The organism is Methylobacterium sp. 2A, assembly GCF_009806555.1.
In the GTDB taxonomy this organism is placed as follows: Bacteria; Pseudomonadota; Alphaproteobacteria; order Rhizobiales; family Beijerinckiaceae; genus Methylobacterium.
In genome coordinates, this window is sequence record NZ_VUOK01000021.1 from 162641 (window position 1) to 184833 (window position 22193).

General features: G+C 68.5%; 19 protein-coding genes. 9 read left to right on the forward strand and 10 right to left on the reverse strand.

The genetic code is table 11. The annotated features are described in order from the left end of the window. Positions 1–80: 80 nt before the first annotated feature. The 5 genes from gyrB to FVE89_RS11780 form a co-directional block, all read right to left on the reverse strand. Positions 81–2525 (reverse strand): DNA topoisomerase (ATP-hydrolyzing) subunit B, encoded by a 2445-nt coding sequence (gene gyrB / locus FVE89_RS11760; RefSeq protein WP_160534131.1) that lies wholly within the window; start codon positions 2523–2525, stop codon positions 81–83. A gap of 178 nt (positions 2526–2703) precedes the next feature. Further along, positions 2704–3666: an aldo/keto reductase gene (locus FVE89_RS11765; protein WP_160534132.1), complete on the reverse strand. Its 963-nt coding sequence runs from the start codon at positions 3664–3666 to the stop codon at positions 2704–2706. Positions 3667–3671: 5 nt separating this feature from the next. Further along, complete coding sequence (locus tag FVE89_RS11770) at positions 3672–4316, reverse strand: MBL fold metallo-hydrolase (RefSeq protein ID WP_160534133.1); 645 nt, start codon at positions 4314–4316, stop codon at positions 3672–3674. Positions 4317–4405: 89 nt separating this feature from the next. Further along, on the reverse strand, positions 4406–4789 hold the full coding sequence (locus FVE89_RS11775) for a hypothetical protein (protein ID WP_160534134.1): 384 nt from the start codon (positions 4787–4789) through the stop codon (positions 4406–4408). Between the two features lie 67 nt (positions 4790–4856). Next, positions 4857–6524 carry an alpha-amylase family protein gene (locus FVE89_RS11780; RefSeq protein WP_160534135.1) on the reverse strand — a complete coding sequence of 556 codons (1668 nt, stop codon included), beginning with the start codon at positions 6522–6524 and terminating at the stop codon, positions 4857–4859. A gap of 153 nt (positions 6525–6677) precedes the next feature. Between FVE89_RS11780 and FVE89_RS11785 the strand changes: the two genes are divergently transcribed. Beyond that, the gene (locus FVE89_RS11785; protein WP_160534136.1) at positions 6678–9698 is read left to right on the forward strand and encodes a transglycosylase domain-containing protein; all 3021 of its coding nucleotides are present in this window, start codon (positions 6678–6680) and stop codon (positions 9696–9698) included. 17 nt (positions 9699–9715) lie between these two features. Next, positions 9716–10810: a hypothetical protein gene (locus tag FVE89_RS11790; protein ID WP_160534137.1), complete on the forward strand. Its 1095-nt coding sequence runs from the start codon at positions 9716–9718 to the stop codon at positions 10808–10810. Between the two features lie 28 nt (positions 10811–10838). Here FVE89_RS11790 and FVE89_RS11795 read toward each other — a convergent pair whose 3' ends face one another. After that, positions 10839–11054, reverse strand: coding sequence for a hypothetical protein (locus FVE89_RS11795; RefSeq protein ID WP_160534138.1), 216 nt, complete (start codon positions 11052–11054; stop codon positions 10839–10841). Between the two features lie 229 nt (positions 11055–11283). Between FVE89_RS11795 and FVE89_RS11800 the strand changes: the two genes are divergently transcribed. Both FVE89_RS11800 and FVE89_RS11805 read left to right on the forward strand, forming a co-directional pair. Beyond that, positions 11284–11532, forward strand: coding sequence for a hypothetical protein (locus tag FVE89_RS11800; protein WP_160534139.1), 249 nt, complete (start codon positions 11284–11286; stop codon positions 11530–11532). Between the two features lie 177 nt (positions 11533–11709). Then, positions 11710–12339 (forward strand): hypothetical protein, encoded by a 630-nt coding sequence (locus FVE89_RS11805; RefSeq protein WP_160534140.1) that lies wholly within the window; start codon positions 11710–11712, stop codon positions 12337–12339. A gap of 9 nt (positions 12340–12348) precedes the next feature. Here FVE89_RS11805 and FVE89_RS11810 read toward each other — a convergent pair whose 3' ends face one another. Then, positions 12349–12930 (reverse strand): polysaccharide biosynthesis/export family protein, encoded by a 582-nt coding sequence (locus FVE89_RS11810; RefSeq protein WP_160534141.1) that lies wholly within the window; start codon positions 12928–12930, stop codon positions 12349–12351. Positions 12931–13116: 186 nt separating this feature from the next. Between FVE89_RS11810 and FVE89_RS11815 the strand changes: the two genes are divergently transcribed. After that, positions 13117–15315, forward strand: coding sequence for a GumC family protein (locus FVE89_RS11815; RefSeq protein WP_160534142.1), 2199 nt, complete (start codon positions 13117–13119; stop codon positions 15313–15315). Positions 15316–15417: 102 nt separating this feature from the next. Here the strand turns inward: FVE89_RS11815 and FVE89_RS11820 are convergent, their stop codons facing one another. Beyond that, complete coding sequence (locus tag FVE89_RS11820; RefSeq protein ID WP_246730640.1) at positions 15418–16569, reverse strand: GNAT family N-acetyltransferase; 1152 nt, start codon at positions 16567–16569, stop codon at positions 15418–15420. Between the two features lie 281 nt (positions 16570–16850). On the opposite strand from FVE89_RS11820, the gene FVE89_RS11825 reads away from it, so the two are divergent. Continuing rightward, entirely contained in the window at positions 16851–17912 is a 1062-nt protein-coding gene (locus tag FVE89_RS11825) for a polysaccharide deacetylase family protein (protein ID WP_160534144.1), read from the forward strand. A gap of 69 nt (positions 17913–17981) precedes the next feature. On the opposite strand, the gene FVE89_RS11830 is transcribed toward FVE89_RS11825, so the two are convergent. Next, positions 17982–18320, reverse strand: coding sequence for a hypothetical protein (locus FVE89_RS11830; RefSeq protein WP_160534395.1), 339 nt, complete (start codon positions 18318–18320; stop codon positions 17982–17984). Between the two features lie 83 nt (positions 18321–18403). Further along, the gene (locus tag FVE89_RS11835; RefSeq protein WP_160534145.1) at positions 18404–18610 is read right to left on the reverse strand and encodes a DUF2842 domain-containing protein; all 207 of its coding nucleotides are present in this window, start codon (positions 18608–18610) and stop codon (positions 18404–18406) included. Between the two features lie 177 nt (positions 18611–18787). Here FVE89_RS11835 and FVE89_RS11840 point away from each other — a divergent pair, with 177 nt between their 5' ends. From FVE89_RS11840 to FVE89_RS11850, 3 genes are all read left to right on the forward strand, one after another. After that, positions 18788–19903 (forward strand): COX15/CtaA family protein, encoded by a 1116-nt coding sequence (locus FVE89_RS11840; RefSeq protein WP_160534146.1) that lies wholly within the window; start codon positions 18788–18790, stop codon positions 19901–19903. Between the two features lie 150 nt (positions 19904–20053). Further along, a complete protein-coding gene (locus tag FVE89_RS11845; protein WP_160534147.1) occupies positions 20054–20737 on the forward strand; it encodes a hemolysin III family protein in 684 nt (227 codons plus the stop codon). A 131-nt stretch (positions 20738–20868) separates the two neighbouring features. Then, positions 20869–22068, forward strand: a complete 1200-nt coding sequence (locus FVE89_RS11850) for a glycosyltransferase family 4 protein (protein ID WP_160534148.1) — start codon at positions 20869–20871, stop codon at positions 22066–22068. The last annotated feature ends 125 nt before the right edge of the window (positions 22069–22193 follow it).

Genomic DNA, 22193 nt, shown 5'->3' on the forward strand with positions numbered 1-22193 from the left:
CGGGGTCAGGCTTCTCAGTAAATCGGTCCAAATAAATCGCTTCCCGGGACATGTTTTACTGAGAAATTACAGGCGATTGGCTAAACGTCGAGGTTTGCCACGCTCAAGGCGTTCTCCTGAATGAACTCGCGCCGCGGCTCCACGACGTCGCCCATCAGCTTCACGAACAGGTCGTCGGCGTCGGTGACGTCCTTCACCTTCACCTGCAGCAGCGAGCGCACGTCGCGGTCGAGCGTCGTCTCCCAGAGCTGCTGGGCGGTCATCTCGCCGAGGCCCTTGTAGCGCTGGAGCTGGAGGCCCTTGCGGCCGAACGCCATCACGGCCTCGAACAGGGCGACCGGACCGTGCAGGACCGTCTCGTCGGACTTGCGCATCAGCGTCGCCGGCTCGCCGTAGATCTCCCGGAAGGCGTCGGCCCGCTCGGACAGGCGGCGGGCCTCCTGCGAGGTGATCAGCCCGGCATCAAGGGTCGCCACCTGCCGGACGCCGCGCAGCGTCCGGCTGAGGCGGTAGCCGCCCTCGAACGATTCGCCCTGCCAGCCCTGCTCGATCTCGTCGGCGATGGCGTCGAGGCGGCGGGCGGTCATGTCGGCCAGCACCTCAGCCTCGCCGGGGCGGTCGGCCGCCTCCGGATCGAAGGCCCCGGCCAGCACCGCCTGCTCGACCACGGCCCGGTCGTAGCGCGTGTGCAGCCCCTGCAGGATGCTCCGGAAGGTCCGCGCCTCCTCGACGAGGCTCTTGAGTTGGGGACCGGCGAATTCCGCCCCGGTCGAGAGCCGCAGCACGGCGCCGTCGGTGCCCTGGTCGATCAGGTAGTCTTCGAGCGCGCGCTCGTCTTTCAGGTAGATCGCGCGCCGGCCGCGCTCGGCTTTATAGAGCGGCGGCTGGGCGATGTAGAGGTGGCCGCGCTCGATCAGCTCCGGCATCTGCCGGAAGAAGAAGGTCAGCAGCAGGGTCCGGATGTGCGAGCCGTCCACGTCCGCATCGGTCATGATGATGATGCGGTGGTAGCGCAGCTTCTCCGGGTTGAAGCCCTCGCGGTCGGTCGAAGAACGCCCGATGCCGGCGCCGAGCGCCGTGATCAGGGTCCCGATCTCCGCTGAGGACAGCATCCGGTCGGCGCGGACGCGCTCGACGTTCAGGATCTTGCCGCGCAGCGGCAGCACCGCCTGGAAGGTCCGGTCGCGGCCCTGCTTCGCCGAGCCGCCGGCGGAATCGCCCTCAACCAGCAGGATCTCGCACTTGGTCGGGTCGCGCTCCTGACAATCGGCAAGCTTGCCGGGCAGCGAGGCGATGTCGAGCGCGCCCTTGCGGGTCACGGTCTCGCGCGCCTTGCGGGCCGCCTCGCGGGCCGAGGCTGCCAACACCACCTTGCCCATTACCGAACGCGCCTGGGAGGGGTTCTCCTCCAGCCAGGTCGAAAGCCCCTCGTTGAGGACGTTCTCCACCGCCGGCCGCACCTCGGACGAGACCAGCTTGTCCTTGGTCTGGGACGAGAATTTCGGGTCCGGCACCTGCACGGAGATGACCGCGGTCAGGCCTTCGCGGCAATCCTCGCCGGTGAGCGAGACCTTCTCCTTCTTGGAGATGCCGGTGGAATCGGCGTAGCCGGTGATCTGGCGGGTCAGGGCGGCGCGGAAGCCCGCCATATGGGTGCCGCCGTCGCGCTGCGGGATGTTGTTGGTGAAGGGCAGCACCGTCTCGTTGAACGAGTCGTTCCACCAGAACGCGACTTCGACCCGGATGCCGTCGCGCTCGGCGCGGACCACGACGGGGCTGGTCATGCCGTCGATCGGCTTGCGCGAGCGGTCCAGGTAGCGGACGAACGCCTCGATCCCGCCCTCGTAGTACAGCTCCTCGCGCTTCTTCTCGGCATGGCGTGCGTCGGTCAGCACGATGCGCACGCCGGAATTGAGGAAGGCGAGTTCGCGCAGGCGCTTCTCCAGCGTCCCGTAATCGAACTCGATCATCGTGAAGGTGTCGGTCGAGGGCAGGAAGGTGACTTCCGTCCCGCGACGCCCGTTGCCGGGGCCGACCACTTCGAGCGGCGCCACGGCATCGCCATGGCGGAACTCCATGGCGTGCTCCTTGTCGTTGCGCCAGATCCGCAACTTCAGCCAGGAGGAGAGCGCGTTGACCACCGAAACGCCGACGCCGTGCAGGCCGCCGGAGACCTTGTAGGAGTTCTGGTCGAACTTTCCGCCCGCGTGCAGCTGGGTCATGATGACCTCGGCCGCGGAGACGCCCTCCTCCTTGTGGATGTCCACCGGGATGCCGCGTCCGTTGTCGGACACCGTGCAGGAGCCGTCGGCGTTGAGGGTCACGGTGACGAGGTCGGCGTGGCCGGCGAGCGCCTCGTCGATGGCGTTGTCCACGACCTCGTACACCATGTGGTGGAGGCCGGAGCCGTCGTCGGTATCACCAATGTACATGCCGGGCCGCTTGCGGACGGCATCGAGGCCTTTCAGCACGCGGATCGATTCCGCGCCGTAATCGGCGTGCTCGGTCTGGGGGGTGTCGGCCATGAACTTCCTCGGGCAGGCGGGCCTTTACGCGACGGAGGGACTCGCGCCGTCAGGCGCCCACGCCTGAACTCTCACTCGGTCTGCCTGATATAGGGGTTCCACATTGAGTTTGCACGATTTTTGCGCGCCCAGGGCGGGGCCCCGGGTGCTTTTCTGACGCTCCCGGCTTAACGGCGCGTTAGCCCTCGATTCCGCCCGCGCTGGCTTCGTCGAGGCGCGTGATCGCCTCGGGCGATAGCGTCAGCCGGGCCGCGCCCAGCAGCTCGTCGAGCTGCGCCACCGAGGTGGCGCTGGCGATCGGCGCGGTGATGCCCGGCCGGGCGATGATCCAGGCGAGCGCCACCTGCGCCGGGCTCGCCCCGTGTGCCGACGCGGCCGAATCGAGCGCGTCGAGCAGGGCGAAGCCGCGCGGGTTGAGATACTTCGCGACGCGGTTCTCCCGGGGACGGCCGGCGGCATCCTGCGCGGACCGGTATTTCCCCGTGAGGAAGCCCGCCGCCAGCGAGAAGTAGCCGATCACGCCGACCTGCTCGGCCCGGCACAGCGGCTCCAGCTCGGCCTCGTAGCCGCGCTCGGCGAGGCTGTAATCCGGCTGCAGGCACTCGTAGCGCGGCAGGCCCGCGGAGGCCGAGAGCGCCAGCACCTCCTTGAGCCGACCGGCTTCGTAGTTCGACGCGCCGATCACGCGCACCTTGCCGGCGGCGATCAGGCGCTCGTAGGCGCGCAGGGTCTCCTCCAGCGCCACATCGGCATCGTCGAGATGCGACTGGTAGAGATCGATCCGGTCGGTTTGCAGCCGCCGCAGGGACGCCTCGCAGGCCCGCTCGACATGCTGCGCCGAGAGGCCCTTGCCGGCCTCGCCCATATCCATGCCGACCTTGGTGGCGAGCACGACCCGGTCGCGCACCCCCGGCCTGGCCGCGAACCAGCGCCCGATCACCGTCTCGGATTCGCCGCCCGCGTGGCCCGGCGCCCAGCGCGAATAGACGTCGGCCGTGTCGATGAAGTCGAAGCCCTGATCCACGAACCGGTCGAGGATCGCGAAGGAGGTCGCCTCGTCGGCGGTCCAGCCGAAGACGTTGCCGCCCAGGCAGAAGGGCGCGACCGTGAGAGCGGAGCGGCCGATGCGGCGCTTGTCCATCGGCTTCAATCCTGCAGGAACGGGTTGGAGACGCGCTCCTCGCCGAGCGTGCCGGTCGGGCCGTGGCCCGGGATGAAGGCGAGATCGTCGCCGAGCGGCAGAACCTTCTCCTTGATCGCCCGGATCAGCTGCTCGTGGTTGCCGCCGGGCAGATCGGTGCGGCCGACCGAGCCTTTGAACACGACGTCGCCCACCAGGGCGAAGCGCGCGTCGCGGCTGACGAACACGACGCTGCCGGGGGAATGGCCGGGGCAGTGCAGGATGTCGAAGTCGAGACCGCCCACCGTCACGGCGTCGCCCTCGTTCAGCCAGCGGTCCGGGGTCAGGGCCCGGGCCTCGCCAAGCCCGTAATTGGCCGCCGTCTCGGGCAGGGAGTCGAGGAGGAACTTGTCGGCGAGGTGCGGACCTTCCACCGGGACGCCGAGGCGCTCGCGCAGCTCGTCGGCGCCGGCGGCGTGGTCGACATGGCCGTGCGTCAGAAGGATCTTCTCGACCGTCACGCCCTGCTCGCGGATCGCCGCCTCGATCCGGTCCAAGTCCCCGCCGGGATCCACCACGGCGCCGACCTTGGTGGCATCGTCCCAGATCAGGGTGCAATTCTGCTGGAAGGGCGTGACCGGGATGATCCCGGCGCGTGGCGTACCTGGCATGTCGTTCCGCATGTTGGCAGCGCCGCTCCGGACGCCCTCGGTCCGAGTCTAGCGCAGAACGCGCACCGGCGGCACCCTGCGCGATCGGTTCAGGCCGCGTCGCCTCTCGGGCGGCGCAGGCTCTCGTGGAGCGTCAGCATCTCGGCCATGCCGAGGGCGCGCGTGCTCCAGCGTGTCTCCGCCGTGTTGACCTGCGTGAACCGGTCGTGGGACCGTCCGCCATAGGCACCGAACAGAGCCCTGCCGGCCTCGAACGCCCCGTCGCCCGTGGCCGTCTCGTCCGGCCGGTCGATCCGATAGGATGGCGTCGGCGATCGGCCGGTGACGCCGATCCGGACCCAGGCGTCACCGTAATGCTTCTGGCACATCCGCATGGTGACAAGAACCTGACGCAGATAGGCCTCGCCGTCCGCGAGGTCCGGCAGGATGTCGGCGATCGTCGCGTCCGAGGGATAATGCTTCGTCCGGGCCATGTCCCACCTCGCTCCGGCCTGTCCTATCGGTTCGGCCGGACGAGCGCGAGGCGTCATCGGGCCGTCCTCATGCCGGCCGCCGCTTCAACAGCGCGTCGAGCCCGCCGACGCGGTACCAGTGGTAGCCGTAGCCTTCCAGAAACACACAATGCGTGCCGTCGTCCCGGACCGCGCTGCGCGCGCCGGTGAGCACGTCGACCAGCACGTCGTGCTCCGGATCCGGGCTGCCGGATTCGAGGGCGATCTCCACCGGCTCCGCCGCGAGGTTGTGCACGCACAGGACGGCGTTGCCGCGCCATTCGTAGCGCAGGGCCAGCACCGAGTTCTTGCCCGTCGGCACCGCGACGACATCGCCCCAGCCGATCTCCGGCGTTTCCTTGCGCTGGCGGATGATGCTCTGCATCCAGTTGAGCAGCGAATCCCGCTCGTGGCGCTGGTCGGCGACGTTGACGTGCGCGTAGCCGTAGGGCCCGTGATCGATCACCGGAAGCACGGTGGTGTCGGCCTTGGAGAAGCCACCCTGGTGCTCGCCGGTCCACTGCATCGGCGTGCGGGCGCAATCCCGCTCCTTCAGCGCGAGGTCGTCGCCCATGCCGATCTCGTCGCCGTAGCGCAGCACGGGCGTGCCGGGCAGGGTGAACATCAGCGAGTAGGCCATCCGGATGCGCCGCGGGTCGCCCGCCAGCATCGGGGCGAAGCGGCGGCGGATGCCCCGGTCGTAGAGCTGCATGTGCTTCTCCGGCCCGAATTCCGCGAACACGGCCTGCCGCTGCGCCTCGGTGAGCCGCCCCAGATCCAGCTCGTCATGGTTTCGCAGGAAGATGCCCCACTGGCACGAGAGCGGCCGCGGCTTCGTCTTCTCGATCGCCTTCACGAGGGGCCGGGCATCGTGGCCGGCCAGAGCGTAGAAGGTCGCCTGATTGACCTGGAAGTTGAACATCATGTGCATGCGGTCGGCGTCGTCGCCGAAATAGGCGAAATCCTGGTTCGGCAGGATGTTGGCCTCGGCCAGGATAATGGCGTCGCCCTGCCGCCATTGCAGGAACTCGCGGAAGTCGCGCAGCATGTCGAACTGCTCGCGCGGCTTGCCGCCGACATCGGCGCCCTTCTCGGCGATGACGAAGGGCACCGCGTCCATCCGGAAGCCCGAGACGCCGAGCTGGATCCAGAAGCCCATGATCTTCAGGATCTCGGCCAGCACCGCGGGGTTGGCGGTGTTCAGATCCGGCTGGAAGTTGAAGAACCGGTGGAAGTACCAGGCCTTGGCCTTCGCATCGTAGGTCCAGGTCGTGTCCTGCACGCCGGGAAAGACCATCCCCTCGTCGGCGGTGGCCGGCCGCTCGTCCGACCAGACATACCAGTCGCGGTAGGGGGAGTTCGGATCGGCGCGGGCGGCCTGGAACCAGGGATGCTGGTCCGACGTGTGGTTGACCACGAGGTCGATGAGCACGCGCAGGCCCCGCTGCTTGGCGGCGTGCGTGAAGGCCACGAAGTCGCCGAGCGAGCCGTAGGCGGGATCGACACCGTAATAATCCGCGATGTCGTAGCCGCCATCCTTCTTGGGCGAGGGCTGGAACGGCATCAGCCAGATCGCGGTGGCGCCGAGCCCCTGGATGTAGTCGAGCCGGCGCTCAAGCCCGGCGAAGTCCCCGACGCCGTCGCCGTTGGCGTCCATGAAGGTGCCGACCGACAGGCAGTAGATGACGGCGTTCTTGTACCACAAGTCGGTGATCATGCGGCCCCCGGCATCGTCGCGCCTCCAGAACGTGGGGCCGGCCCAAAGCGTTGCCGTTTGTTGCGTCCTTAAATCAGCCGCGTTGTGCACGCCCTGTTCAGGCGCGCGCCCGGACGGTCCGGCTCGCCCGTTGCGTCCCCGAATCCGGCCCGTATGAACGCCATCCTGATCAAGCTGTTCGCGACCGCCCTGACGCTGAGCCAGGTCACCACCCGGCCGGAGGCGGTCCGCACGCGATTCGATCCGGCCACCGACGGGCCGGAAGTCGTGCGGCTGCTGCGCGACGGCTGCGCCCACATGCGCAAGGCCTTCGACATCGAGGACATCAACCTCGACGACCTGATCTCCACCGCCATGGAGGATCCGACGACGGTCGCCGGCCCGTCCGCACCGAAGATCCTGCACGGGCTCGACATCAACGAGCTGAACGTCAGCTACAAGCAGTTCTGCAAGGGCGAGAACCCGCCGAATTCCCCATTCGACGCGAAGGCGGTGATCGAGTTCTACGACAACGCCACCAAGGACCTGCCGAGCGCCGAGGCCCTGCGCGACAAGGCCCTGCCCGGCATGACCCGGATCCTCGACGGCGCGGGAAAGCCCTTCGCGGAGGCCGCGGAGCCGAACGGCCGGCGCATCGTGGTGCCGATTACCGCGGTCCCGACGCTGGTGCAGAAGGCCTTCATCGCCGCCGAGGACAAGCGGTTCGAGAGCCACCACGGCATCGACGAGCGCGGGGTGATCCGCGCCTTCATCGGCAATCTCGCCTCGCCGGGGCGGCCGGCGGGCGGCTCGACCATCACCCAGCAGGTGGTCAAGAACCTCTCGGTCGGCGACGACGTCACCTACGAGCGCAAGATCCGCGAGATGATCGTCGCCTCGCGGCTGGAGCGGATCCTCTCGAAGCCGCAGATCCTCGGCCTCTATCTCAACGGCATCTATCTCGGCCGCGGCGCCTACGGGATCGAGATGGCGGCGGAGAGCTATTTCGGGAAGCCGGTCGGCCAGCTCACCCTGCCGGAGGCGGCCCTGCTCGCCGGCATGCCCAAGGGGCCGAACTTCTACAGCCCCGACAAGTATCCGGACCGGGCCCGCGAGCGGCGCGCCTATGTGCTGTCCCGCCTCAAGGAGGAGGGCACGATCACCGAGGCCGAGATGAATGCGGCGATCAAGTCCGATCTCGGCCTCAAGCCGATCGAGACGGCGCGGCGCGATTCCGGCTTCTACGCCGTCGACTTCCTCAATCGGGAGGCGCGGACCTTCGCGGGGGTCGATTCGCTCACGTCCGGCTCCTTCACCGTGCGCTCGACCATCAATGCCGGGCTCCAGCGGGCCGTCGAGGAGGCGTTGCAGGACGGGCTGGCCAATTACGAGCGCTCCACCGGGCGCCAGACCTTCACGGGGCCGGAACTCAACCTCGCCGACAGCGTCCGCCGGATCCAGGCCGCGACGCCGGCCCCCGAGGCGGCGCCGCAGGCGGCTCCGTCCGTGACGGGTGCCCGGGCCGACGCCGTCAAGCCGGACGCCAGAATGCTCCGGGCCTCGAAGGTGATCGCCGCGCCGCAGCGCAAGCCCGCCTGGCTGCTGGCGTTGGAGAGCGCGCGACCGGTGCTCTATGACGTTCGCTGGCCGATGGCGGTCGTGCTGGAGACGGGGCGCGGCGGCATCAAGGTCGGGCTCGCGGATGGCCGCACCGCCTCTCTCGATGCCGGCATCGCCCGGGGTAAGTTGCAGCCCTACGACGTGGTGCGGGTGAAGGTCACGCAGGGCAAGGGCGGCCCGCACGCGCAACTCCGCGTCAAGCCGAGCGTCCAGGGCGCGGCTCTGGTCCTGGAGAATCAGACCGGCCGGATCCTCGCCATGGCGGGGGGCTTCTCCTATCCGCTGAGCCAGCTCAACCGCGTCACGCAGACGGTGCGGCAGCCGGGCTCGACCCTGAAGCCGCTCACCTATCTGGCGGCCCTCAACGCCGGCCTGCAGCCGAACACGCTGGTGATGGACTCCCCCGTCACCCTGCCGCCAATCAACGGAACCGGCGATTCGTGGTCGCCGAAGAATTACGAGGGCGGCGGTTCGGGACCGACGACGCTCCGGCGCGGGCTCGAATTCTCGAAGAATCTCGTGACCGCACGGCTCCTCCAGGGCGGCATCGCCCCGAAGGCGCCCGCGAGCCTGAAGCGCGTCTGCGACATCGCCCTCGAAGCGCAGATCTACGCGGAATGCGAACCCTATTATCCGTTCGTCCTGGGCGCGCAGCCGGTGCGCATGCTCGACCTCGCGGCCTTCTACGCGGCGGTGGCCAACGAGGGCGCGCGGCCCGCGCCCTACGCGCTCGAATCGGTCGAGCGGGACGGCAAGTCCCTCTACACACATGCGGCCCGGGAGCCGGTCCGGATCGCCTCGGCCGACCGGGTGGCGTTCTACCAGCTCAAGACCATGCTGCAGGGCGTGACCCAGCACGGCACAGCAGCAGCCCTGTCGAAGGTCTCGGCCTATGTGGCCGGCAAGACCGGCACGTCGGAGAACGAGAACGACGCGTGGTTCGCGGGCCTCACCAACGAGATCACCGTGGTGGTCTGGGTCGGCTACGACAATGCCGATGGCAGCCGGAAGACCCTCGGCCGCGGCCAGACCGGCGGTCACGTCTCGGTCCCGATCGCCTCGGCGATCCTGCAGGCCGCCTGGGCCAACGGCGTGCCGAAGACGCCGCTGAAGGGCCCCTCCCCCGAGGCGCGGCCGTTCATCGCCGATCTGGCGATCGATCCACGCAGCGGCGTCCGGGTCGCGGGCGGCGGCTTCATCGAGCATTTCCGCACGAGCGGTGACGGCAAGATGGCCGACACCCAATATCGCCTCGTGCCGCGCGAGACGCTCTACGCGATGCGGCCGGATGCCGAGGACGGCGACCTCGGCGGTGCCGAGGACGGCGCGAGCGTCGCGGGCGACTACTATGGCAACATGACCGGCGAGCGCCCGCAAGCGGACCCGCTCGACCCGTTCGGAGACCGTCCACCGCCGCGCAGCCGCCGCGCGCAGGGAGATCTGGATCCTGACGGTCAGGACCCGTACAGGCCGTGGCCGGGCCAGGCCGCGCGCTCGCCGTTCGGGGATGACGGCGTGCGCAGGCCGCGCCGCCGCGATCCGGACTACCTGTTCGGCGAAGAATCCGGCTTCTGACCGCACTCCCCAAGAGGATGAGAGTCCCGTTGCGAACGCAGCTTCCCGCCGCCCGCGTTTCTGCGGCCCGAGTTTCCGCGGTTCTGGCCCTCGCGCTGCTGGCCGCGATCCCGGCCCGCGCGCAGACGCCCGCCGCCAACACCGCCGCGGCCCCCGCGGCCGACCGGATCAAGGAAGTCCCCTCGGTCTCGGCGGTCGATCCGGCCACGATCAAGCCCGGCCAGATCCTGTTCACCGATCACCGCGACAAGCCGACCGCACCGGAGAACGGGCTGATCCCGTATCTCGATTGGCAGAAGGTGCGGCCCGCCGAGGCGGCGGTGCTCGCCCCCTACCCCGGCTACAAGGAGCCCGACTACACCGTCACGGTGAACGGCGTGACCAAGCCGCGGCACGAGACCCTCAAGATCTACGTGGCCGAGGGGCGTTTCGTCGTGCCGCGGCCGCCGGACTCGATCGACGTCGCGTCCTACGCCAACCTCGCCTTCGTCCAGAAGATGGATCCGGCGATCAAGCACCGCGCCATCTCGGTCGCCGACGTGACGCCCAACAAGGATCCGGCGGCCGCCTTCGCCAAGCGGCCGGACCGTCCCTGGTGCCAGGGCGCCGGCGCCTGCATCGAGTCGCGCTACGATCTCGAGGGCAAGCTGCCGCTCGGGGTGAAGCTCGCCAACAAGCTGGAGGAAGGCTCGGCCAAGAAGATCGCCGAATATGTCTCCTTCCAGAGCGAGTTGCGGGTGCTGGGGGCCGATCAGGACGCGCCGCTGCGGGCGCTCACCAAGATCGACACGCCCGTGGCCGGCGGGCTGGAACAGACGATCTTCTGGGTCAACCAGATCCTGCGCTTCGGCAAGTTCCTGGCGGTGTTCCAGCCGATGCCGAACGACCCGGGCAAGACGGTCGTCACCACCTACATGGCGCTCGCCATCAAGGGCGACGTGCTCGACCGGAAGGCGGAGTATGCCCGGGTGCCGGTGCTGAAGAACCTGCTGCCCGCGCAGGTGCTGATGGGGAATTCGAGCTTCAACACCGGCACGTCGATCAGCGCCGGCCTGCCGGTCTACGCCCGGAACCGGATCACGACCTTCGCGGACGCGCTGGCGAAACGCTGAGCGCGTCCGGTCGAAGGTCTGTGCTCACTCACATGCCGCGGTTGCCGATCGTCGGAAGGGTCGGCTGCGTGTAGGCCCGGTTCACGTCGCGCCGCGTCTGGGTGCCGTTGGTGTTGCTGGAGGCGCGGTAATTGTCGAGGTTGAAGCTCTCGGCGAGACCGCTGCGGGAATCGGGCCCGTCGGTGGCGCAGGCGCACAGGCCGCCGATCGCGAGCGCGGAAAAGACCAGAAGGCTGAAGCGCATGAGGAGTCCTGACGGGTTCGGCCGATGACCGGCCCTGATCGCGGGTATGGCAGTTCCGCCATCGTCAGAGCGGGGACGAGCCCGTCAAGGGCGACCGCCGACCGTGAATCGGTTCTGTGGCCTCCGATGCGCGGCGGCCACGGAAAATCCACCACGCCTCGCGTTTGCGGCGGATAGGCGGCGGCACCCCCTGGCGAATCCAGGGCCTTTCGGGCGACAACCATCGGCGATGAGCAACGTTTTGCCCTTCCGTCCCCGCGCGAGCGTCGCGCGCCTCGCCCGCTGCGAAGTCGTCACCGTGGCGGGCGACCTTCTCGAGCTGCTCGAACAGCTCGAGGATGTGAGCGCGCGCGCCGCTGCGATGGGCCGTCCCGCGCGCGAGGTCGAGCGTACGGTGCAGCATCTCATGGACGCGGTCAGTGCCGTGGAGCGCGCCCTCGACTGTATCGGCGAGGGTGAACAATCGGAACCGGCTTGATCGAGACCTCGGTCGCGCCGATGCCGCACGTTAGACACTGTTTTCGGCATCTCGAATACGACGCCGCCTCAATCTTCACCAAGTCGCTCTGAGCGACCGCAACCCTTCGGAACCCAATCGCACACCTTGCGGTTGAGAGACCAATGTCCAGGTCGAGTAAGGTTTCGGAAGGTTGCCATGACGCTTCGCACGGGCTGCCTGCTGGCCGTCGTAACGGCTGCCGGTCTGGTGGCCGGAAGTAGCCTCCGGGCCGAGGCAGCCGAACTCGGCTTCCTGGAAATGCTGTTCGGCGCTCGGCCTGCGCCCGTATCCCAGCAGGTTCAGCCGGCGCCCTCCTACGCACCGCAAGTCGCCCGGCACGCCTCCCCACGCCTCGGCTCCGCCCGGCGGCGCCTCCAGACGCGCTTCGCCGCATTGCCGGTCAAGATCCGCGTCAAGGAGGCGGATATCTCGCCGCGTCAGATCCCGATCGACATGAAAGCAGGTGCGACCGCAGCCTTGCTGAAGGATGAGACGCTTCGGCCCGGCGACATCGTCGTCCTGAATTCCGGAGCCAAGGTCTTCACGGGCGACCCCGACAAGCGCCATGCCCTGCGGGATTTCGAGCCGACACAGACCTCGCGCTTCGTCAGCAAGGGGACGCGCAAGGTCCTCGCGGGCCTGTTCACGCCCGTCGGCGCGCATCCTGCCCAGGAGGCCCGCCGCATGATGGCGCGGACGAGCACACCAATTCCGCCGCTCGCCACCCCGATCCCCACCGAAAAGACCGCCATGCGCGTGATCAACCCGTGGCGGGATGGGCAGTGACCGGGCTTCTCAGAAGAACCGCTCCTTGATCACGATCGTGTCGCCCGGCCGGACCGAGTAGGTCATCGGCACGATTCCGCTCACCAGCTGGCCGCCGCCCGTGTCGCGGGTGAGGACGGCGTAATCCCGCGCGGCACGGGGGCCGAACCCAGCCGCGATCGCCACTGCCGTCTCGACCGTCATGCCGTTCACGAACGGGTACTGGCCGGACGTGGTGACCTCGCCGAGGATGTAGAACGGGCGGTAGGCGTCGACCTCCACCGTCACATGCGGCTCGCGCACGAAGCCTGAGGCGAGCTTGGCCTCGATCGCCCGGGCGGCCTGGCCGGTCGTCTGTCCACCGACCTGCACGACGCCGATCAGCGGCATCGCGATGCGCCCTGCCCCATCGACCGCGTAAATATTCGACAGGTTGTCCTGGCCGAAGACGATGACCCGTAGCTTGTCGCCCGCGGCCAAGGTGTAGCGCGCGGCGATCGACCCGGTGCCGGTGGCATCGAGCTGATCGGTCCGGAAGGTCGGACGCAGGCATCCGCCGAGCGCGAGGCTCGTGCCGAGGGAGAGGAGGAGAGCGCGCCGGTTCATCACCATCGCCGTCATAAATGCGGTGGAGGCCAGGATTAGGCTGTTAAGGTTAATGAAGTCTGATGTGCCGTCTGTGCCTTGCGTCTTCCTGACCGGGCGGCCGCTTTAACTCTTGAGCAACCTTAATATCCGCAAATAGCTGCCGGGCGGCCTTACGTGCTGCCGGTCTGCCCCCACGCCCAGAGCGTCCGCATGTCCCGTATTCGTCAACGCTCGATTGAAGCCGTGCCCGGAGGGCTGTCGGGCGCCCAGGAAAGCGTTGGCCTCGCTCAAGTGCCCCGCATCCTGCGCCGCTCGCTCGGCTGGATCGTCGGGCCGACGCTGGTCGTCGCCCTGGGGGCCACCGTCTTCGTCAACGTCGTGAGCCCGCGCTACACCGGCGAGGCGAAGCTTCTTCTGGAGAGCCGGGATCCCGCTTTCGCCCGCACCGCGCAGGAGCGGGGCGATCAGCTGGCGCCGATCGACGAACAGGCGGTGGCGAGCCAGGTCCAGGTCGTGATGTCGCGCGATCTCGCCCGGGAGGCGATCCGCCGTCTCAAGCTCGTCGGCAACCCGGAATTCGACCCCGGCGCAGGCAGCATCGGCCCGGTTCAGCGCGTGCTGATGATGCTGGGCATCGGCGCTAATCCCCTCGATCGCCCGGCCGAGGATCGGGTGCTCGACGCCTATTTCGAGCACCTGCTCGTCTATCCGGCCGGCAAGTCGCGTATCCTGACCATCGAGTTTCGCGCCAAGGACGCTGCGCTGGCTGCGGAGGCCGCGAATACCATCGCGCGCCTCTACATTTCGTCGCTCGAAGCCGACAAGGTCGATACCGCCCGCTATGCCTCGACCTGGCTCGGCGGCAATATCGACGGGCTGCGCAAGCGCGTGGCGGAAGCCGAGGCGAAGGTCGAGGCGTTCCGGGCGCAGAACGGCCTCGTCGGCAGCGCCACGGGCCGGCCGCTCACGGCCCAGCAGCTCGGCGAACTCTCCAGCCAGCTTTCCGCGACCCGGATCCTCAAGGCGGACCTGACCGGAAAGGTGAAGGCCATCAAGGACCTGATCAAGGACGGGCGCGCCTTCGAGATCCCGGATGTCGCCAACAACGAGGTCATCCGGCGCATCGTCGAGAACCGCATCGCGGTGCGGGCGCAGCTCGCCCTCGAATCGCGGACGCTCCTGCCGGCCCATCCGCGCATCAAGGAGCTGAAGGCTCAGCTCGAGGATCTCGATGCCCAGATCAAGGCCTCGGCCGAGCGCGTCGTGCGCACCCTGGAGAACGATTCCAAGATCGCTGATGCGCGGGTCGACAGCCTGCAGGCGGCGGTGGACGGTCAGCAGGACGTCGTGGTGCGCGGCAATTCCAGCGAGATCCAGCTGCGTGCGCTGGAGCGCGAGGCCAAGGCGCAGCGCGAGCAGCTCGAATCCTACCTCTCCCGCTACCGCGAGGCGGCGGCCCGCGACGGGGAGGCCGCGACCCCGGCCGATGCCCGCATCGTGTCCCGCGCGGTTACACCGGAAGTGCCCTCCTTCCCGAAGAAGCTGCCGATCATCGCCTTCGCGACGCTGATCACGCTGATGCTCGCGATCGGCGCCGTCATCGCCCGTGCCCTGCTGGCGGATGCCGCCCGGACCGTGGCCGATCGGGACGAAGCTTTCGATCCGGCAGAGGATCGTCCGCGTCGGGAGCCGGTTCTCGAACGGCCGCTCTTCACCTTCCCGGAAGCGATGAATCCGGCGGGCTGGTCGAAGGCGTCCGAGCCTCCGGCCGCGCCGCTGGAACCGGTGCCCGCTCCCACCGCGGAAGCTTTCAATCTGGCCCCGCTGATCGCTCGGATCACCGCCGCTCCGCGCGCCGAGGACGCTCCGTCCGGCCGCCGCGTCCTGATTGTCGAGACCGGCCGGACCAACGGCGTGGCGGGCCTGTCGACCGCCCTGACACAGGCCCTCGGCTCGGCCGGAACCCTGGTCGCCGTCACGCTGAATGCCGGACGCGCCGACGGCAAGCTCGGCTTCACCGATCTCGTCGCCGGCGAGGCTGCCTTCCTCGACGTGATCCAGGCCGATCGCGCCAGCGGCCTCCACGTGATCGAGGTCGGGCGGCGCGCGACCTCCGTGCTGTCCGACGAGCCGGATGCGCTGACCCTGACCTTCGAGGCGATGGCCGAGGCGTATGATTGGGTGATCTGCTGCCTCAGAGCCGCGCCGGATGCCGAAGAGCTTCTCGACCTCGTCGGCGGGTACATGGACACGGTGGTGATCGCCTCGAATGCCTCGGCGGAAGATCCGGCGCTGGCCGATATCTATGCTGCCGCGAAGGAAGCGGGTGCCGGACAGATCCTTGTGGCGCAGGACCGGCCGGCCGCCGGGGAGGCGCTCGACGCCGAACTTCGCCTCAACGCCGCCTGATCGTCATGATCGCTCCCGATCGCGACGCGATCGGGAGCGGCCCTGATTTCCTGGCGTGCCGGGCTCATGCCTTGAACCGGCGTTGGCTCTGGCGGAGAGCCTCTAGGCGCGGCGTATCCTCCGCAGGCGCTGGACCGCGGTGTAGAGGCGGGGGTCTCGCTTGATCCCGCGCTTGACGCGTACGAGACTTTGCCGGAGCGCGCCGTAGGTTCGGCCGGACAGCGTGACCGGTATGATCGCCTCGACGAGTTCGATGGTCTCGTCGCAGATGCTGGCCTTGTAGCGCGCCTCGCCGACGCCGAGATCGAAGCCGAGCCGCCCCCGTGCCGACTGCTCGCGCACGAGGTGATGCAGCAGCAGATCGCCGGGGCTATATCGGGCGATCTCGGGATCCGGATCGAAGGCGGTCATCATCCCGCTGTATCGTCGACCGGTGACCGCGCCGCCGAAGGTCGCCAGCACCCGTCCGCTCTCCGCGAGGCAGAGCGCATGGAACTCCAGTGCCGGTTTCGGACCGGCCGCGGCCGCCGTCAGGAAGGCTCGAATGGAGGCATCCGCGTAAGGGTCGGCGATGCCCATCGCGGCGAACCGTGCGGATTTATGGGTATAGAAGGCGGCGAGGAACCGGGCTGTTTCCCCGGCGGATTCGGCGCGGCGATAGACGACGGGGCCCTGCCCTTCGATCAGACGCCTCTCCTTCGAGCGCAGCTTCTTCCGGGCATCGGCGCTGAAGACCCGCCGCACCGTCGCCTCGGGATCCGATCCGAGGGTCAGTCCGTAGCCGTTGCTGGCCTCGGGCTCGCCGCGGAGCGCGAAGGGGTTCGCCGTTCCGTCCCAGAAGCGGGGCTGATGCTGCAACGCGTAGACATCGATGCCGGCCGCCTGACCGGCATGCCGGAGTGCCGCGATGACGTCATCCGCACGGATCGTCGTCGCGTCGCGGCTTGCGAAGAGGGGCAGATGGTAGTTCGCATGGCTGTCGCCGACCGTCCGGGCGATATGCAGGCCGAACCGCCGCTCCATGACCAGCGGCAGGAGGATCCGGGCGCGGCCTTGCCCGTCCCGCAGGATGAGGAGCCGGGCATGTCCGGCCAGCCCGCGCGCGCGCAGGTAGGCCATCGTCCAGTCGAACCGCTGGTAAGGCGTCTGCACGCTCTGCGGATCACCTTCGATCTGTCGCCAGATCAGTTCGGCCGCGGCCGGATCACGGATGAGTTCCGCCACGAGCGCCCCGGTCGGCGGAGCAGCGATCATATCCGTATCCGCGACCGGGAGGGCGACCGCCATTGTCTCTCACCCCTGCTGGACCGCGCACGGTCGCCCGCCGCAGGCCGATCCTCACCGTGGGGCGCTGAACAAGCGGTGGCGTTCCCTGTCCTGCCCGACACTTCGCAGGCCGATTGTGGCGCAAAACGCATGATGTGGCTAATCGTCTATTGCCTGCATATTGACGATCCTTCGGCCTTTGAACTTTGTTTACCGCGACGCGAGCAGGGTGGCGGTTGCAGGCCGATCGGCCTGATCGGTGTGAGATCATGCTGTCGTCGAACACCAAGCATCGGGTTTTCGCGACCGGTTTTCGTGCGATTCAGGCCATCGGGGCAGATCGCTGGTTGAGCCCGGCCTCGCGCGGGCTCGGCGTCATCCTCACCTTCCATCATGTCAGTCCGGACCCGCCACAGGCCTTCGCACCGAACCGCCTGCTCTCCATCACGCCGGACTTCCTCGACCTGACGCTCCGGGAACTGGATGACCGCGGCTTCGAAGTGATCGGCCTCGACGCCGTCCCGGAACGTCTCGCCGAGCCGGATTATGGCCCGCCCTTCGCGGTTCTGACCTTCGACGACGGCTATCGCGACAACGTGGTGCATGCGCGGCCGGTCCTGGCGCGACACGGAGTGCCGTGGACGCTGTTCGTCACCAGCGCCTTCGCGGATCAGACCGGCCGGCTGTGGTGGATCGAACTGGAGCGCGCCATCGCGCGGCTCGACCGGGTGCGGATCGGCATCGGCGCGCGCAGCGTCGATCTGCCGGCGCGCAGTCCCGGCGAGAAGGCGCTCGCCTTCGACGCGCTGTATCGCGACCTGCGCGGCGGCGGGGAGGCGGAGCTTCTCGTCCGGATCGCCGAGCTTTGTCGCCGAGCCGGCTTCCCGCCGGGGCAGATTGCCTCCGAACTCTGCCTGTCCTGGGCGGACCTGCGCGATCTGGCGAAGGATCCCGCCGTGACGATCGGAGCGCATACGGTGAGCCATCCGATGCTGGCGAAGCATCCGGAGGCGTTCGCGGCTCGGGAGATCGCGGAGGGACGTACCCAGATCGAGGCCATGCTCGATCGTCCTGTACGGCACCTGTCCTATCCGGTCGGCGATCCGACCTCGGCGGGGGCGCGGGAATTCGCGCTGGCCCGGAGCCTGGGCTTCGCCACCGGAGTCACGACCCGGCCCGGCCACCTCTTCGCCGGCCATTCGAGCCACCTCCACGCCCTGCCTCGCGTGTCGATCAACGGATGCCATCAATCGCGAGCGGCCCTGAGCAGTCTGCTCTCCGGCGTGCCGTTCCTGGCCTGGAACCGGGGTCGACGGCTCAACGTGGCGTGACGGCCCCCCGGGCCGCGCCCGACCGCGCAGCGAACGCGCGCGGCCCGGAGCCTTTCCGGTAACGCGGCTCTAGCGCCGCCGCCGGTGCCGATACCCCGTCGAGAACGAGGCGTATTGCCGGCCGCGATGTCCACGGTAGCGGCGTCGGCCGCTCGTGGCGGGCTCCGCCGTTTCTTCCACCTGCGGTATGGCTTCCGCCATGGCGGAAGCGGGCATCGACCCGCTATCGGCCGATGCGTAGCCGCCGGCCACGTTCTTGGCCGCTGGACCGAACATCGCCAGGCACTGGTTGTAGGCCAGATCGTTCTTGAGCCGCTCGCATTCGCCGATCGACCGCGGTGTTCCCTGGGCCAGCGCCGGCAGGGGGACGAGCAGCACGATGAGGGTTGCCAGGGGCGTGAAGCGCATGAAGGGACGGAGCACGATGCTGCGATCTCGGGAGCGGATGGGCCGCTTGTGATCGCGGAGTGCGGCGAAATCGAGGGTCCGCTTCAGCGATCCGGCCGTTCCATCCATCGGATCAGCGGCATCAGCGGGAAAATCCAGGCGATGCCCAGGATCGAGTAGAGCACGGCCTGCACCGCCGCCGGCGTTTCCGAGATCCGGCTGTCCGCCAGCGTCATCGCCAACGGTCCATAGACACAGACGAAGGCCAGGATCGCGAGGGTGCCGATCAGGGTTCGGGTGCGGCGGCGCATAGCGTCTCGTGATGATTCTACGATGAGCCCGTTGCTGTGGGCTATCGTCAGGCCTCGGGCTTGGCAACGCGCGGTCTGCCGCGGGCTGCGGCGCCGCCGACATTGCTGCCGGCCCGCGCATATCCTAACCCCGGTGCGGGCACCCGCGGATCCCGGTTCCGGGCAGAAGGACGGCAGATGATGGCGAGAGTTGCGGGCGCACCACGATCGGGCGCGGTGCGAATCTGGCTATACGTGGTCGCCGCCCTCGTGGTCGCCATGGTGGCGGTGGGCGGCGCGACGCGGCTCACGGGGTCAGGTCTGTCGATCACCGAGTGGCGGCCGGTGACCGGGATCATCCCGCCCCTCTCCGACGCGGATTGGGCGGCGGAATTCGCCAAGTACAAGGACACGCCGCAATACAACATCCTCAATCAGGGGATGGGCCTCTCCGCGTTCAAGGTGCTGTATGGCTGGGAGTGGGGCCACCGTCTGCTCGGGCGGTTGATCGGCATCGTCTTCTTCCTCCCGCTGATCGTGTTCTGGTGGCAGGGGCGGATCAGCCGGAACCTCGGCCTGGGCCTGCTCGGCCTCGGCGTCCTGGGCGGTCTCCAGGGCGCCATCGGCTGGATCATGGTGGCCTCGGGTCTTCAGCCCGGCATGACCGCCGTGGCGCCGCTCAAGCTCGCCCTTCACCTGACCACGGCGAGCCTCATCCTGGCGGGTCTGGTCTGGCTCGCGGCAGGCCAACGCGGCCGCGCATTGGAGCCGGCGCCGACGCGCCTGCGCGCGACCGCGGCGCTGCTGCCGGCGCTGGTCCTCGTGCAGATCTTCCTCGGCGGGCTCGTCGCAGGCTCGCATGCTGGTCTGGTCTACAACACGTGGCCCACGATGGACGGTGCCCTCGTCCCGCCGGTCGAGACTCTTTTCGCCATCCGCCCCTGGATCGAGAACTTCGTCGACAATCACGCCCTCGTGCAGTTCGACCACCGGATGACCGCCTATCTCGTCATCGTCGTCGCGATCCTGCACGCGATCGACGCCAGACTCACCGGACCAGGCGATTCGGCGGGACGCGCAACGGGCGTGGCCGTCCTCGCGTTGGCCCAGGCGATGCTTGGGATCGCGACGCTGCTCCTCGCCATCCCGCTCTGGGCGGCCTTGGCCCATCAGGTCTTGGCGATGGCGGTCCTCACCATGGCCACGGTTCATGCCCGGCTCAGTCTTGGGATCGGAGAAAAGATCGGGGTCAGCTGGGCCGCGAAGGCTGACCCGCCCATCGGCTTCGAAGGGCTCGCCGGGCGCGGCCTGTAGACTATCCTGCGGTGCGGCAAGGTTGCCGCACCGCACGAGAACTTTCGTAGTACGCCGAAATCCTTGGGATAACTCCGCCTCGGCAATCTGCACATGGAACGATCAAGACTGTTCAAGCTTTAAACTGCAAGCGTTGCAGGAGGCCTGACGATGTCTCTCGCGGAGGATGGTCGCCCACTGTCCCTGACGTGGCATTACACGCCCCGTGAGATCGTGGCGGACGGCGTGATCCACGGTCTGGGGGTCGTTCTCGGATTGGCCGGCGCCGTGGCGCTGGTGGTCACGGCCGTCACGGCCCATCTCGGTCTGGGCGAGCGAGCCGCCGTCGCCGTCTACGCGACCGCCCTGGTGCTGATGCTCGGCGTCTCGGCCCTCTACAACCTGTACCCGGTCAGTCCGCGCAAGTGGCTGCTGCGCCGTGCCGACCACGCCCTCATCTACCTGATGATCGCCGGCACCTACACGCCGCTCGTCGCCCTCGTGGGATCCGGGCCACGCGCCTATCTGCTGCTGGCGGTGATCTGGGTGGTCGCCCTGGTCGGGATTGCCGTCAAGCTGCTTCTCCCCGGGCGGTTCGATCGGTTGTCCATCGGACTCTACCTGATGCTCGGCTGGAGCGGCCTGTTTGCCTACGAGTCGGTGATTGCGAGCCTTCAGCCGACCGCCCTGTGGCTGCTGGCGATCGGCGGTGCGCTCTACTCGATCGGCGTGGTGTTCCACGTGTGGCGAACGCTGCCCTTCCAGAACGCGATCTGGCACGGCTTCGTGCTCGCCGCGACCACCTGCCATTACGGGACCATCTGGGCGAGCCTCAACGGGCTCCCGCTGACGTGAATTGTTTCCGCGGCAGTAAAACTCCGCTTACCGTCCCGATGAAAAGGGTGCAGCCACAGAGCTGCATTTAAGACCGCCACGACCCCTGGCGCTCCATAAACTCCCGGATAGTTTCCACCGGGAGCGATACCGTGGTCGCCAAGCCGAACGACGCGCGTGCCGCAGAGCGTTACCGGATCCTTCACGTCTTCCGGGCTCCCGTCGGGGGGCTGTTCCGGCACGTGATGGATCTCGCCCGTGTTCAGGCCGAAGCGGGACACGCGGTGGGGATCATCTGCGATTCCATGACTGGCGGCGAGCGCGGCGAACGGGCCCTCGCCGACCTCCTGCCCAGCCTGGAACTCGGCCTGTTGCGGATCCCGATGCGGCGTAATCCGGACCGGTCGGATTGGGGATCCCTGAGGGCGGTCGGCCGCCGGGCGGCCCTGGTCGGGGCCGATGTCCTTCACGGCCATGGCGCGAAGGGGGGAGCCTACGCGCGGCTCGCGCGGGGCAGCGCGGCGATCCGCTGCTACACGCCGCACGGCGGCAGCTACAATTACCGGCCGGGCACTGCGCTGCATCGCCTCTACATGGGGGCCGAGGCGGTTCTCGCCCGCCGGACGGACGCCTTCCTGTTCGAGAGCGAGTACGTCGCCGGGCGGCACCGGAGCTTCGTGGGCGGCCCGGAGCGGGTGACCCGCATCGTCCACAACGGCCTCGCCGATGCGGAGTTCGCCCCCCTGGAGCGCGTCGCTGATCCGTTCGATCTGCTCTATGTCGGCGAGCTGCGCGAGGCCAAAGGCTTGCCCTATCTGCTCGAGGCCCTCGTCCGGCTGCGGAGCGAAGGCCGCGCGCTGCGTCTTCTGATGGTCGGGTCCGGGCCGGACAGCGAGATCCTGCGTGAGAACGTGGACCGCCTCGGGCTTGGCGGCATGGTCTCCTTCGAGCCCCCGCAGGCGATCCGACCGGTCCTGGCCCGGGGTCGGATGCTCGTGGTGCCCTCGCTGGCGGAGTCCCTGCCCTACGTGGTCCTGGAGGCTGTGGCCGCTCGACAGCCGCTGGTGGCGACGCGAGTCGGCGGGATCCCCGAGATTTTCGGACAGGCGGCGGACGATCTCATCCCCGCGCGGGACCCTGCGGCCATCGCCTCCGGCATCCGTCGGGTGCTCGACGAGGCTCCGGCGGCGCTGGAAGCTCGGATGCAGGCGCTCAGCGCCTCCGTCCGCCAGCGCTTCTCGCTGGAGCGCATGGGCAGCGAAGTCATCTCGGGCTACGCCGCCGCGTTCCAAGCCGGGTCCGACCGCCGCACCGTCAAGGTTCCGGAGATCGCCGGGCCGCGGACGGCCTGATCGGGGCAAAGATCATGTGATGGCCGATAGGCCGCTCGCAGCGACCAATATCGCCGCGGGCGGATCGCTTTTAAGTCTTCCGATAATGCCCCGTGCCACGCTGGATCGAGGACATCGCCGGCGGG

Coding starts and splice junctions, on each gene's coding strand:
- FVE89_RS11790 (WP_160534137.1), top strand. CDS start 9,716: ATGAGAGTCCCGTTGCGAACGCAGCTTCCCGCCGCCCGCGTTTCTGCG.
- FVE89_RS11820 (WP_246730640.1), bottom strand. CDS start 16,569: ATGATCGCTGCTCCGCCGACCGGGGCGCTCGTGGCGGAACTCATCCGT.
- FVE89_RS11815 (WP_160534142.1), top strand. CDS start 13,117: ATGTCCCGTATTCGTCAACGCTCGATTGAAGCCGTGCCCGGAGGGCTG.
- gyrB (WP_160534131.1), bottom strand. CDS start 2,525: ATGGCCGACACCCCCCAGACCGAGCACGCCGATTACGGCGCGGAATCG.
- FVE89_RS11840 (WP_160534146.1), top strand. CDS start 18,788: ATGATGGCGAGAGTTGCGGGCGCACCACGATCGGGCGCGGTGCGAATC.
- FVE89_RS11810 (WP_160534141.1), bottom strand. CDS start 12,930: ATGGTGATGAACCGGCGCGCTCTCCTCCTCTCCCTCGGCACGAGCCTC.
- FVE89_RS11830 (WP_160534395.1), bottom strand. CDS start 18,320: ATGCGCTTCACGCCCCTGGCAACCCTCATCGTGCTGCTCGTCCCCCTG.
- FVE89_RS11835 (WP_160534145.1), bottom strand. CDS start 18,610: ATGCGCCGCCGCACCCGAACCCTGATCGGCACCCTCGCGATCCTGGCC.
- FVE89_RS11770 (WP_160534133.1), bottom strand. CDS start 4,316: ATGCCAGGTACGCCACGCGCCGGGATCATCCCGGTCACGCCCTTCCAG.
- FVE89_RS11780 (WP_160534135.1), bottom strand. CDS start 6,524: ATGATCACCGACTTGTGGTACAAGAACGCCGTCATCTACTGCCTGTCG.
- FVE89_RS11845 (WP_160534147.1), top strand. CDS start 20,054: ATGTCTCTCGCGGAGGATGGTCGCCCACTGTCCCTGACGTGGCATTAC.
- FVE89_RS11775 (WP_160534134.1), bottom strand. CDS start 4,789: ATGGCCCGGACGAAGCATTATCCCTCGGACGCGACGATCGCCGACATC.
- FVE89_RS11785 (WP_160534136.1), top strand. CDS start 6,678: ATGAACGCCATCCTGATCAAGCTGTTCGCGACCGCCCTGACGCTGAGC.
- FVE89_RS11825 (WP_160534144.1), top strand. CDS start 16,851: ATGCTGTCGTCGAACACCAAGCATCGGGTTTTCGCGACCGGTTTTCGT.
- FVE89_RS11795 (WP_160534138.1), bottom strand. CDS start 11,054: ATGCGCTTCAGCCTTCTGGTCTTTTCCGCGCTCGCGATCGGCGGCCTG.
- FVE89_RS11800 (WP_160534139.1), top strand. CDS start 11,284: ATGAGCAACGTTTTGCCCTTCCGTCCCCGCGCGAGCGTCGCGCGCCTC.
- FVE89_RS11765 (WP_160534132.1), bottom strand. CDS start 3,666: ATGGACAAGCGCCGCATCGGCCGCTCCGCTCTCACGGTCGCGCCCTTC.
- FVE89_RS11805 (WP_160534140.1), top strand. CDS start 11,710: ATGACGCTTCGCACGGGCTGCCTGCTGGCCGTCGTAACGGCTGCCGGT.